Source organism: Brucella lupini (genome assembly GCF_002252535.1).
Classification (GTDB): domain Bacteria; phylum Pseudomonadota; class Alphaproteobacteria; order Rhizobiales; family Rhizobiaceae; genus Brucella; species Brucella anthropi.
The window spans coordinates 1-12549 of sequence record NZ_NNRN01000044.1; the positions used below are offsets into that span (position 1 = coordinate 1).

Below are 12549 nucleotides of genomic sequence, written 5' to 3' on the forward strand. Positions count from 1 at the left end.
AGGCCGCAGGTTCAAATCCTGCCCCCGCAACCAAATTCCCACAAAAATACACGAAATCTCTCAAGCATAACCGATGTTCGTATCTTTGCGAGCTGGCTCCGGCTTCTCGCAGAAGACCGTTCGACCTAAAATCGATGCGCGGAAGCGATTTCTATACGCACGCACCGCAGCGCGCTCATAACCCCAAGGGTGGGCAGCTAGATGCTAGCGTAATTCTCAATCCACCGGAGCTGCATGGTGTAACCCCGGTGGATGTGTTGGCGCGGGTTAGGCTGATGAGTGTGGCTTCAAGATATTCCGGATGCCGAGCGGTTCAAATCAAGGTTGCCTGACGTCCAGCGGAAAGCGGTATCGGGAAATTCCAGATCGAAATGCGCGCGTTTTAGAAGCGCATTTGTGATGACAGCGCTTCTCCAGGCCATCAGGCTCAATTGTGGTTCTGCGATGCCATGGCAAAGCCTGCCTGCGTTGAGTACAAAAATCCGGCGGTCAGCAGGCCCGTTCCAGTCGAGAGCAAAATCTGCGCCGACACGCAAAGATCTGCCCTCTACAGCCGATAGTCGATCCTGGATTGCAGAGAGGCATTCAGGTAGTGAAAATTTGTAGCCCGTGGCAAAGATCAGATGATCGGCGCTGAGCATCTCGATCGTGCCATCGAAACCGTTGCGCATCACGATCGACAGGCTTGCGCCATCCTGCTTGAGGTCAAGAACTTCCCGGTATGGAAGCAAGGTCGCCCGTAGCGCATCGCCGTCCAGATGACGCTGTTCGTAGAGACGTCGATATATGGCCCTGATTGTCGACGCAGAAATACCGTCACTTGCGAGCTTTTGATGCTCGACGATCGCGTGCCGTCGCGGCTCGGCAAGCTGATGAAACTCGGCCACGTATTGCGGGGTGAAATGCTCGTCGGTGAACGGTGAGTCATCAAGCGGCTGAAAGTTCGGTCGCCTGCTGATCCAGCTGATCTCGTTGTCGGAATCTCTGCGTTCCAGCAGATGCTGGAATATCTCCGCGCCGCTTTGCCCTCCGCCGATAACTACAATCCTCTTGCCTTTCAGCGTGTCCAGTTTCTGTACGGCTTCGCTTGAATGGAATGCACGATCGCCAATCACCGATCTGGCCCATTCAGGTACATAGGGTTTCAACCCCACACCGAGGGACAGATTGCGGGCCGTTCGGACCTCATTATCGAAGGCCAGCTGGAAATGATTGCCGCTAAAAGTGATCTCGCGGATATTCTGACCAAAGTTCAGGCTCGGAATATTCCCTGCAGCCCAAGACAGATACCGCGCAAACTCCTTGCGGGGGATGGCGTCGTAGTCAGCGTTGAGAAACTCATAGAACCGCTTATGGGCGACCAGATAGGCTGCAAATGTCCACGGGCTCGTCGGATTAGTGGCTGTAACCAGATCCTTCATGAAGGAGGTCTGGAGTTCGGCACCGGGCAGCATCATGCCCGGGTGCCAGTCGAATTTGGGTTTGCGATCAAAAAATTGGACATTTACGCCGTTGATTGAATCCAGCTGCGCCGCCAGACTGAGATTGAATGGACCAACGCCAATTCCGCACAGATCAAGAATGGAATGTGTCATACTGAAACTCCTTCATTGATATAAGTTTGCGCCCTCTGGGAGGAGAAAGACGCCATTTCCGCGAGGTAAAGAGGATTGTTCAACTCGGTACCAAGAGCGGGAACAGGCCGCTCATTGGTGTCGCCATAGCCGATCGCAAGACGAACGCGATTAATCGCTATGCGCGGTATTTTCGGAAGAAACAGATCAAAAATTTTATATCGCTCGGCCAGTTCCGGATGGCTTTGCTGATAAAACCTCAACCGGGCTGAGAGGCTTGTGTAGAACGATAGTTCGGGATAGCTATCGTGAGCGACCAGTGCTTCGGAAAGAAACCGTAGTACGCTCGCAAAATGTCCTGTCTGGAGATGTTGCTGCAGATGGGGAGCCGGTCGACGTTTCAACGTCGCCTTTACATCTGCGGGGAGTGTTGCCAGCTCCGGAAACTCTTGGTCAATCAGATCGGTGTCACCTTGAAAATCCTTGATCGCCACACCGGCAGGAATGTCGCCGTCCAGAAGAAGCGTGATATTCTGGCCATGCGCAATGAAGCCAACTCCATAGCAGCATAAGAAATGGTAGAGCGGGACCGCGATTGCCTCGAAGAGACGTTCGAGCCATTGATCATGGGACAGGCCGGATCGTTCGATCAGGGCGCTTATAACAGGACGCCCCGCATTATCAGACTGCGCCAGTGCTCCCATCATCATGGGGCGCCAACCGTGCGGCAAGTGCTTTTCCGGACTCTCCCGCCAGATGGCCCCCAGCATCTCGCAAAACTGATAGGGCGCGCCTTTCAGTGTTGCGAAGTGCGGATGAGGGTAAAACGCACCGGCGACTTCCTGCAGAATCCGGACATTTTTCAGCACCGGGTCACTCTTGGTTGTTTCCGCGAGCCAGTGAGACAGCGCCGGTCCGATCCGCATATATTTTCCGGGAACGCCACGCCAGGCAGACGTATTCAGGACGGTAAGCGGCAATTTGACATGATGCGCGTATCCGCGAACCTGATTGGCAAGTGTTCGCAGGGACTGTTGCGCAATGTAGGTATCGCCGAAACAACCGAGCGGTACCAGTCGCCCGGCAGCAATCTCGCTGGCATATTGGCTGACAATCATCGATTGCCATTGCCAGGGATGGACGGGCAGCAGCATATGCGTGTCAAGGCTAATGCCCACGTCACTCATCGCAGCAAGCAGATTGTGTCGTTCTCCTGTGCCGAGGCATTCGGCTAGCAACGCAGGCTCTGTAAGATCGTGTGCAAGTGCAAGCTGACAATGGTTGCGCGCGGCGGCGAGCCAGAAAAGCTGGATCGGTGCATCGAATTGCGGTGCGTAGGTTTCGCTATCCTGCAATCCCCAACCCAGCCGTCCCTTGTTTGCCGGCGCCTTGGGATGACCGTCGAGGAGTGTTTGCAGTTCCGTGTCGGACAGGCCAGCCAGCTCGCTTGCATCGAAAGCGGCACGGCGTGCCACGATACGGGCGTCCGCCATCAGCGTGTTGTAAAGCTCCTTTGCATACGTGCAGAAAGTGGCTGGTGAAATGTCCAGAACATCACGCGCCTCGGCGAGGAAGCCGACTGCGTCATTTGCCACAGCTTCTTCTGTCGATGTCGCCCGCACGAGGCTTTTCGGATCGATATGCAGCTGTCCCCAGATGCGACGGCGTGCTTCAAAACGATAGGAAACAGCATCGCCAAGCGTCAGCGTCCACATCGTTTCAGCCTTGTTCAAGGCGACAGGCGCAAAGCCTTCCTCATACGACAGTTCCGAGATGGCTTTGGCAATAGCTGTTCGGTTCACTATTCCCCATATCTCGTCGTCAACCGCTTTGCGGCCCGGAAGCGGGCCAAGAAGAGCCCCGGAGACTGGTTGACGGTTCATAACGGCACCTCCTTGAAGAAGCGGTCCCGTTCACAACACACCAGAGCGGCGCGCTTGTGAGGAAAATCGAATTCCTTCACCTTGTCATAGGCCACGTCTGCGCAATAGCTGAGCATCTTCTGGTGGGATGCCCGTGGCTCGCCAACGATGCGTTGGGTTCGAGGCTCGTCAAGGAAAAGATAGTGGGTGACCGAGCGGAAAAGCGCGAGCGTTTTGGGGCGGCCGAGGTGCCGGGGATTGCCAATCAGGCCATGCCAGCCGCGATCGAAATCTTCGCTCTCATAATGTGGACCGAGACGGTCTTCACGTGCCCAATAGAATTCGAAATAGCCTGTCGGCTCGTTATCAAAATTCGCGATGACGCCAAAGATATGCGGGTCCTGCTCCTGATCTGCGAGGTAGGTCTCAAGTGCCTCTGGACTTTGCGCCAGCTCCCAGAAAAAGGAGACGCGTCCCTGATTCATCCAGCCGTAGAACAAGTCCAGATCCGTACGACGATCGATGGGGCGGAAGGAAACAGTCTTGTTCAGATCAGGTATCCAGCGTTCGTAAAATATGCCGGATGGACGGGGAGGACGAAGCAATGGCAGCCGGTCAGCGGGACCGAGTGCTGATCGGATGCTGGGATAAGGCATATGGGCAGCCTGTTTGCGCCACAGCAACGACAACTGGCGTAACACACAGCGATCCACTACGGCCAAACCTTCGACTTCCCGCAGAGCTAAGGCGCTGACTGGAGCAAGTTCGCTGGCTGGTGGTAGTGTCAAAGCCGCAATGTCGGGAAAACGCAGAAAGACGGCATCCAACACGGCAGCAAGCAGCATGGTCGCATCGCTATGCAAAGGATCGAGCCTCACATCTTGCAGTGCGATTGTCTGCCGGTCGAAGATGAGGCTTGCTTCGGCGCGAAACGCTCCGGCTTCTCCGAACAGGAATATACGTCCACTCTTGTCCAGCCTTGCCGCAAGCCGCTCGGAATTCGTCGCGCAATAATGCCAGGATAATTCACCACCTATTTCCGCGTGTGGCGGAAGGCGTTGATAGTCACTACTCTTCGTTTGAACATTCATGGCTTCACCGTGTCGAAAGGGGGTTGGGAAACTGGATGTAAGAGGCGAGGGGATCGGTCACGTCGGTGTTTTCATTGACGTTTCCAGCCGAGATCATGAAATTTCCCTTGGCTACCAGCGTGGGGCTGTAAAGGAGATAATCCAGCGCGGTCTTGTCCCGCACAGGCTGCTTGTGTAGCTGTTCCAGAAAGCGTTGCAGGGCCGCAAAAAGTTCATTTTCATCAATGAAACGCGCCGAGCCCAGCGCGGCGATAAGTGCGAAAACGCCGTTGATGAACAGATAGTATCCAATCAGTTGAGCAGCTTCGTCACTGCCGAAGACATGGTCGGTAGCAGCACCTGCCTCAGGCAGATGTTCGCGCAGAAACGGCAAGAACGAGCGGACGTAACCTGTCCCCTGGCAATCACGGAAATAGAGCGCATTCGGCCAACCGTCCTGGAGGCCAAGAACGAGATTCTGCTGATGAGCGCCAAAAAGCAGGCCGTAATCGCCTTGGGCAATCATGAAGGGCGCAATGGCAACATCCAGAAAGCGTTCGAACCAGCGCTTCGCTACATCAGTCTCTGGGGCTCCCTCCGACGCGGCGATCCGGCGTATGAGGTCTGCGACATGGCTGCCATTTCCATCCGGGTGACGTTCGCAAAGCGCTGCAAGGACGGCCGCGTGCGGTTGCTGCTCTCCGCGAAACGGATTCTCCCGGAAAACTGTAATTGTTTCATTGTCGATGGAGCCGTCCGGCAAACGCAGGGATATCCAGCCGGGTTCACCCATAATGTGAAAATCCGGAAAACGTTCTTTCAGGGCCTTGCCGATTGTTCCCGTTACGAGCCGATGGACGTTAATGCCCCGCAGGCATTCGCTTGGTTCTACGATGCGGCGCGAATTGGTAAGCCGGAGGCTGAGCGAAAATTTGAGCATCCAGTCGCTCTCGCGAGAATATATCGCGCGCAACGAGCTTGTCGCGCGCCAGTCAGGGCCGCTGCTGCCGAGATCGATCAACTTGCCCTGACGTTCCAGTTGCTGGATATCCGGGCGTAGCGACAGGCGAGACGCCTGCCATGGGTGCAACGGAATGAGCGGTCGCCCGGCCGCTTTTTCAATCAGTCGAGAATCCGACGCAATGGATACGATAGCTTCGGCAACGTCGAAGCCATCAGCCGCTCCCTGTGCCAGCAGTTCTGGTTCGACAGCCCACCACCGCAAAGCAAAGGCATTGCCATATTCCGGGCCAAACCGGCGGTTGTCTTCATCGGTGAACTCATCCCGGCTGCGTGGAAACGGATGTACCGCATGACCGAACCGCAACGCTTTTTCGGCCGTGATGAAATCAGGGTCTGATTCAACAAAAGGTCGTTCATCGGCGGTTTCCCGGAGGAGGTCGGTAATTGAGCGCGTGCTGTCCAGCACTCTTTGCTGGAAGAGTAGTTTCGCATTGGGTGAAACGCTGCCGCCGATCTCATTTTCTTTGAGAAGCAGGAGCGCGAGTTCTGGCAAACTTATAGGTTCCAACCGGTCGCCATTGGATTTCCACATAGGCGCGCCGAAGCAATGATATCCGGCGAGCGACCAGAAAGTCACAGGCACCCTGACCTCGATATCTGATGCCAGAAGCTTCAGAAGTAAGTATTTTTTTGTTGTACCTCCAGCAGGTGATGGGAGTCCCTCCAATATTTCCCAATTTTTCCATTCTCGTTTCAGAGAATTTATGAATATACTTTCCGATACAGCGAAGTAATTTGTATTAATTACTCTGTTCATTTCGCTTCTCCGAAATAGTTATGATTTTTTATTTACATACTATGCAGACATTGCTACCGATATCGAAAATTAAACATGCGGTGATTTCCATGGGTTTCAATGATACGGCGCTTAAAATGTCTTCTCGTCTTTCGGTTGCCGTTTCGACTATCGGTTTTAATCAGACAGCATTCATTGCGCTTGTCCCTCTCATCGCGACTGCGACGGGTCTGCAAACAGGTGAGATCGGTCTTACAGCGGGGCTTGGTGCCGTGGCCTTCGTTGCCAGCGCTCCCTTGTGTGGAATGCTCGGCGCTCGAATTGGAGCGCGTCGCGCTCTGTATTGGCTGGGGGTCGTACTTCTGCTGGCGCAACTCATCTTTCTGGCGCTGATGGTGGCGGGTCCACTGCCCTATGTGCCGGCTCTCGGTTTGCTCGTAGTATCGCGCCTCGTCTATGGGGCGGCATCCGCTGGAATTATGCCGATTGCTCAAGCCTGGATTTCCGGATTGTTGCCGCAAAAGGAGCGCACCGTTGCCTTGGCACGGCTCAGCGCCGGGCTCAGCATTGGCCGCATTCTGGGTTCGGCTGCGGCGGTGACCGCCAGTGTCATGCCGCTTCTGCCACTTATGCTGCTCGTTGCAAGTCCGCTCAGTCTCCTGCTGGCGCCTGCTGCAAACGACACTGTCGGCAAAGCTGGTCCGCGTTCCGATAGTCGGGCATATCTTTCTCCACTCGACGGACGCCTGCTGCCATTCCTCGGACTTGGATTTCTGGTCACGATGTCCTTCGGACATGTTCAGATGATCCTCGGGCCGCTGCTGCAACTGCATCTTGCCGTCGGTCCGGCCGAGGCGACCGCTGCTGCGGGGATCACGCTGATCGTCGTGGCGCTTGCGATGATCGCAACGCAGATACTGGTCATTCCCCGGTTGCGGCTCGACAATAGAACCTGCGTTATCCTCGGTACAGTTCTGCTGGCTGCTGGTGTCCTGCTCGTGGCGGTACCCCTCGCATATGTGAATCTCTGCGGACTGGTGATGGCCGGAGTAGGAATGGCGATTGCTACGCCCAACTATCTTGGATGGCTCACCGGACGGATGGAACAGGGAGAACAGGGGGCTGCGGCTGGTTGGCTTGCAAGTGCTCACGTACTTGGCCAGGGAGCGGGCGCGATCTCTGGCGGCTATCTTTTTACAGTCTCTGCGCAGGCACCGCTTTTTGTCAGCGCGATCCTTGCTGGCATGGCAGCGCTTCTCGCCTTCTCGATGAAGGCCCGAGATACATGAAGAACAAGAGGGATGCTGGATCATGACGGCCGCCTGCCAATGGCATCAACGCCTGTCCTCGGTAGTGTCTTGAGCATCCTAATTGTGGCGAGAACGGCCAGCCCTGAAAGCGCCGCGGCCAGAGCGAAGAGAAGACCGTAACCCATGCGATCGGCAAGAATGCCGGAAGCCATAGAACCGGCGAGATAGACAACAATCTGTGCGCAGGCGAGGATCGTAAAATCGGTTCCAGGCTGATCGGGCGATGTGACGCTCATGAAAAGGCTGTAGAGCGCAACGATCTCCATGTACCGGATGATCGTCTGAAATGCCGATGCCCCGTAAAGCGGCCAGATTCCACCCAGTGCGCCGAAAGCATGCAGGGTGAACAGTAGGAAGCAGATTGTTCTCAAGCTCCCCAGAAGCCCAAGCACTGCGGCGACACCATTGCGACGAAGAAGAACGGCGGCGATGGCAGAACCGGCAATGCCTGCGGTTGCGGCGGCGGCACCTGACAGATAGCCGATCACGTCGAGCGGAACGCCCGCATCCACCAGATAGGGTCCCTCCATGGCTTTCATCAGCCCTTCGCTTGCCCGATAGATCAGTGCAATCCACAGAATCTGCCGTGCTTCGGCGCGGCGTAGGAAATGCATGATCGAGGGACGTGAAAGAGCCCGCCCGTCGAGCAAAGGTGCGGGGTCGTTTTCCCGCATCGATAAGGCGGCGATCAAAGGAATGAGCGAAAGAAATGCGATCGTGCCAAGCATGATCGTCCAGCCTGCATGGTGATAAAGAACCAGTCCCAGCGTTCCGCCGATCAGCACGCCGAATGCAACCGCACCACCCTGGATGGCGTTGCCAAGAGGTCTGTCTGCCTCGTCGAGATATTTTGCAGCATAGCCATCGGTTGCGATGTCCTGTGTGGCGAGCAAAAGCGATGCAATGAAGCCGACAATGAAAATTCCGGTGACATTATCCGGACCTAGCGGGATGAGGCACACTATGGCCGCGATGATCCCGCTTTGCGTAAGCACAACCCAGCCAGCCCGGTGAGAACGTGCCCATGGCCTGAAACGGTCGACCAAAGGCGCCCATGCAAACTTCAGGACCATGGGCAGAAGCAGAATGGAAAACATGCCGATTGCGGTGCGTGACACATCCTGTTCCCGCAAGATGGGAGGCAGGGCGGCAGCAAACAGATAGGTCGGAATGCCTTGAGCCAGATAGAGCCCCGCAAGGACACAGAACAACCGTGTCCGTGATGAGGGGCGGGCGATGGAAGAGGGGGCAATCGTCATCATCGATTGCCCTTGTGAGAGTGTTGGCCTGCCAGGCAGGCCGTGGTGCTGAAAAGCATCTTCATCGCCCGGCTCTGCCTTAGAACGTCACTTTATAGGAAAGGAAAACGCTGCGCCCCAGCCCTACGACAGGTGCGTTACGCGTGGCTGTTGCCGTGGGGTTGATATAATAGGTGTCGAAGACGTTGCGGACGGCGAGGCTTGCTTCGCTGCCGTTCTCGAAGGTTTTCGAGAACGCCATATTCACCAATGTAGCGTCGTCTATCTGCTGACCCTTGATACGGTCGCGACCCGAGAAATATTCAACTTCCCCCCGGACCTTGTACCCGCCTTCGAACGACACCGTGGTATAGGCAAGCCCCTTCCATGTGGTTGGAATACGGTTATTGGGAAGGTATTCGTCCGAACCGATGCTGCCATCCCGGTTGGCGTCATATTTGCCTTCCTGATAGGCAACCAGACCGCCGATGGTGAACATCGAATTGATGTCGTAGTCGGCTCGTGCCTCCACGCCCCAGATACGTTCCTTCTGTTGGCTTACGCGGTTTGCCGCGATATCATAGTTCACACCATCCTTGGAGGTGGAAGTATAGCTGCTCACAGTGCTGCGAAGATCGCCCCAATCGCCGCGCAGACCCACTTCATAAGTGTTGACCAGCTGAGGCTTTGGCGCGATGTCGGCATAGCTGATCGTGTAGTCAGGCGTGCCGCGGCAGCCATAGATGGCAGCTATCGAGCCGTAGGCATCACAGATTTCTGCAAGTGAATTGACACCCGCGCGGCGTGTAAATGCGCCAATATCCGTTAGGCTGTAGCCTTGCGAGAAATTACCGAAGGCCTGCACCTCTTCCGTGACGTCGTACACGGCTCCAGCGTTAAAGGTCCATGCGTTGTAGTCAAACGAACCACCAAGAACGCTGATCGCCGGATAGATATTCGCCAGTGACCGCGCAGGCCAGGCAACTGCTGTAGGCCGCGTGAAATCATTCACATCGAGGTAGAACTGATCGAAACGCGCGCCGCCCTGCAAACGGAACCGTTCCGTGACGGGAACTTCGGCCTGCGCAAAAGCCGCGATGGAATTCTGCGTCATCGGGGCGATAGCATCTTCGTCGTTCAGCAGTGTCTGCGCCACCTTGTCGTAAGCGTAATCCACACCCCAGGTCAGCTTGCTGCCATTGGTGATGAAATCCATCGGTGTCGTGATGGTCATGTTCACGCCTGTCCGGTCGAAGTCATATTTCGACTGGTTGAACCATGCGGTCGGCTGTCGGGGATTTCCCGAATAATAGACCTGAGTGTTCACAGCCGAAAGTTCGGTGAACGGGGACTGTTTGAAGATCTTGTTATAGAAAGCCTTCACTTCAAGATTGCCGAGCGCAAAATCCTGATCGGTATATTTCGCAGTCAGATACTTGGAATCCTCGCGAAGTGGTTCGCCGGTATAGGCTGCACCGAATCTCGGTGAAACCGGGTTCGTCGTGTAGTTGGTGAACCATTCCGGCTTCTGCTTGGCGTAGGTCCAGTCAAAGCTGACTTCAAACCGGCGCGGACCGCTTTCATAGCCTACGACACCGAAGAAATTGCCGTTGACCGTCCTGTCGCCGCCACCTTGTCCAAGCATGGCGTCGGATGGCATTTCATTGCCATGTCCGTCATAGGTGCGGCGGGTCCAATCGCCGGTTCCGGAGAAGTAATAGTCGAGCTTGTCTTTTCGACCCTCAATGGAGATGCTCGTTTCCGGCGCGGTCGATTTGCCAAGGTTTTCCGTGTAGCCGGAAAGGCCGGTGCGTACCGTGACGGTCGGCTTATCGCTGGTGCCCCGCTTGGTGATGAAATTGATCGTTCCGCCTGTCCCGCCGGCACCGTAGAGGCTTGAAGCTCCGTTCACGACCTCAATGCGTTCAACAGAATTGAGATCGATCATCGACAGGATGCGTGACAGGTCGCGCAGTGGCGTGTTGCGGGGCACACCGTCCACCATGATCAGAACGCTACGACCACGAAATGTTTCCGACGCGCCGGATATGGTCTGGTTGCTTGGTGCGAAACCGGGAACCAGGCGCGAAATCAAGTCGCTGGCATTCGGCGAGATTCGCATCGCTTCTTCGACTTGTTCCCGATCAATCACCTGAACGGATTGAGCAACAGCGGCAATTGAGCTCTCATTGCGTCCGGCAGTGATGATAATCTGGTCCAGCCGCGTAACCCCTGCGTCGTTGCCTGCAGTTTCCTGTGCAAACGCTGCCGTCGTAAATCCGCAGCCTGAGAGCAGCAGAACTATGAATTGCCTGTTCATGTTTTTCCCCAAGTGAGAATAGTCAATGGAATCCGATGGATGGCCAATCCGTGGCGTCGGTTTTCCATCAATCTGTTACAGTCGCCCCTGGACGCAAAGGACATGGTGCCCGGTCATGAGGGTGATCCATGAAGGTCTCCTTTTGTCGTCCCGCCTTCATTCGACGGAGACAGGACTGGCCGTCTCCGCGAAAGTCGTTTAAACTAGATTATTATTGTCAACTTTATAGGGTGGCCTGTGCGTTCGGCTTGGTTCCTGGCGAAAATTGATAGGACCAGGACGAACTGACCGTTGGTCATTTACCCGTGTTGCAAGGATGCATCATGATTCCGTCTAAGCAGATCGAAACGATAGTTCCGCAGCACTTTCATATTGCCGATATCGGGAATGAAACCGACTGCAAACTCTGTGCTTCGGCGCTCACTGAGATTGTGGGAGATGTCTCGCTGGTCGTGGGCGCAACTGCACAGGGTGCTGTCCGGGGTATTTACTGCTCGGTAGATCCGCTCCGGATCATGACCTGCTATTTTCCGAGTTGCGAGATATTGATCCGGGGTAAAGGCGGATGCTCGGCCGATCAATTGCTTATGGTGCGAAGCATGGAAGGAGCGCTTCGCATCCGACAATCCGGTGAGACATTGAACCTGTTGCCGGGTGACGTAGTTTTTCTGTCGCCGGACAAGGCGTATGAATGGTGGCTCCCTGAAGGCGGACGTGTCGATTGTGGACGTTTGCCTGTGAGCTATTTTCCGGTCTCAAAACAGGCCGTGAAAAACTTTTTGATGCGCCCAATACCGAAGGCCTATCCACCATTAAAGCTCCTTATTACGCATGGTGCCTATCTGCTTATGCGAGGCACGCACGCGCCCGGCGAAGCCGAGATGATCGCGGCGCACTTCCGACAGGTGTTGCCAATGGTTCTGGAGTTTCTCCGGGACGATCACCGTAAACATCGCTCAGGTCTGAACCTTTCGCAGATCAAAGCTTTCATCGAGACTGGTCTGTCGGATGCAACCTTCGATCTTGGTACGGTTACCGCAAGGTTTGGCGTTACTGCCCGTCAGGTCCAAAAGCTTTTTCAGGCTGAGAATACGACGTTCTCCCGTTACGTGCTTGAGCGTCGACTGGATATGGCCCGACTGCGTGTTTCACGACAGAACAATCGCTCGATCAGTTCAATTGCTTACGAGGTTGGCTTTGGCGATCTTTCCTATTTCAATCGGGTGTTTCGCCAGCACTTCGGCATGACCCCATCGGCGATGCGAGACCAATCGCATGCCGTGGTGAGCCAGATTCAAGCTCTTGGTTCGTCCAGACTAAAGGTCACAGGGGCCACCCGTTTATAGCTGCTGTTTGACGGTCTGAACGCCTGCGCCGTTACACCTGTTCGAGCCTCGCCTATCAATAGAACGCTGG

General features: G+C 55.4%; 8 protein-coding genes. 2 read left to right on the forward strand and 6 right to left on the reverse strand.

Annotated features, from left to right (window positions below; translation table 11 throughout):
* Window positions 1-287: 287 nt before the first annotated feature.
* From CES86_RS09900 to CES86_RS09915, 4 genes are read right to left on the reverse strand one after another with little or no spacing between them, the layout of a single operon-like run.
* A complete protein-coding gene (locus CES86_RS09900; RefSeq protein ID WP_010658466.1) occupies window positions 288-1595 on the reverse strand; it encodes a lysine N(6)-hydroxylase/L-ornithine N(5)-oxygenase family protein in 1308 nt (435 codons plus the stop codon).
* On the reverse strand, window positions 1592-3457 hold the full coding sequence (locus tag CES86_RS09905; RefSeq protein WP_094514278.1) for an IucA/IucC family protein: 1866 nt from the start codon (window positions 3455-3457) through the stop codon (window positions 1592-1594). The genes CES86_RS09900 and CES86_RS09905 overlap by 4 nt, the downstream gene beginning before the upstream one ends.
* Window positions 3454-4527 (reverse strand): GNAT family N-acetyltransferase, encoded by a 1074-nt coding sequence (locus CES86_RS09910; RefSeq protein WP_029927853.1) that lies wholly within the window; start codon window positions 4525-4527, stop codon window positions 3454-3456. Before CES86_RS09910 ends, CES86_RS09905 begins: the two co-directional genes overlap by 4 nt.
* A 4-nt stretch (window positions 4528-4531) precedes the next feature.
* Entirely contained in the window at window positions 4532-6022 is a 1491-nt protein-coding gene (locus tag CES86_RS09915; RefSeq protein ID WP_235819900.1) for an IucA/IucC family protein, read from the reverse strand.
* 380 nt (window positions 6023-6402) lie between these two features.
* Between CES86_RS09915 and CES86_RS09920 the strand changes: the two genes are divergently transcribed.
* Window positions 6403-7554: an MFS transporter gene (locus tag CES86_RS09920; protein WP_235819901.1), complete on the forward strand. Its 1152-nt coding sequence runs from the start codon at window positions 6403-6405 to the stop codon at window positions 7552-7554.
* A gap of 20 nt (window positions 7555-7574) precedes the next feature.
* Here the strand turns inward: CES86_RS09920 and CES86_RS09925 are convergent, their stop codons facing one another.
* The gene (locus tag CES86_RS09925; RefSeq protein WP_094514281.1) at window positions 7575-8837 is read right to left on the reverse strand and encodes an MFS transporter; all 1263 of its coding nucleotides are present in this window, start codon (window positions 8835-8837) and stop codon (window positions 7575-7577) included.
* Between the two features lie 76 nt (window positions 8838-8913).
* Entirely contained in the window at window positions 8914-11133 is a 2220-nt protein-coding gene (locus CES86_RS09930) for a TonB-dependent receptor (protein ID WP_029927843.1), read from the reverse strand.
* 323 nt (window positions 11134-11456) lie between these two features.
* Between CES86_RS09930 and CES86_RS09935 the strand changes: the two genes are divergently transcribed.
* Entirely contained in the window at window positions 11457-12479 is a 1023-nt protein-coding gene (locus tag CES86_RS09935; RefSeq protein WP_029927840.1) for a helix-turn-helix transcriptional regulator, read from the forward strand.
* Window positions 12480-12549 lie beyond the last annotated feature (70 nt).

What these genes read in the sequence shown, in the direction of transcription:
- CES86_RS09900 (WP_010658466.1), bottom strand. Translation starts at nt 1,595, where the DNA reads ATGACACATTCCATTCTTGATCTGTGCGGAATTGGCGTTGGTCCATTC.
- CES86_RS09905 (WP_094514278.1), bottom strand. Translation starts at nt 3,457, where the DNA reads ATGAACCGTCAACCAGTCTCCGGGGCTCTTCTTGGCCCGCTTCCGGGC.
- CES86_RS09910 (WP_029927853.1), bottom strand. Translation starts at nt 4,527, where the DNA reads ATGAATGTTCAAACGAAGAGTAGTGACTATCAACGCCTTCCGCCACAC.
- CES86_RS09920 (WP_235819901.1), top strand. Translation starts at nt 6,403, where the DNA reads ATGTCTTCTCGTCTTTCGGTTGCCGTTTCGACTATCGGTTTTAATCAG.
- CES86_RS09925 (WP_094514281.1), bottom strand. Translation starts at nt 8,837, where the DNA reads ATGATGACGATTGCCCCCTCTTCCATCGCCCGCCCCTCATCACGGACA.
- CES86_RS09930 (WP_029927843.1), bottom strand. Translation starts at nt 11,133, where the DNA reads ATGAACAGGCAATTCATAGTTCTGCTGCTCTCAGGCTGCGGATTTACG.
- CES86_RS09935 (WP_029927840.1), top strand. Translation starts at nt 11,457, where the DNA reads ATGATTCCGTCTAAGCAGATCGAAACGATAGTTCCGCAGCACTTTCAT.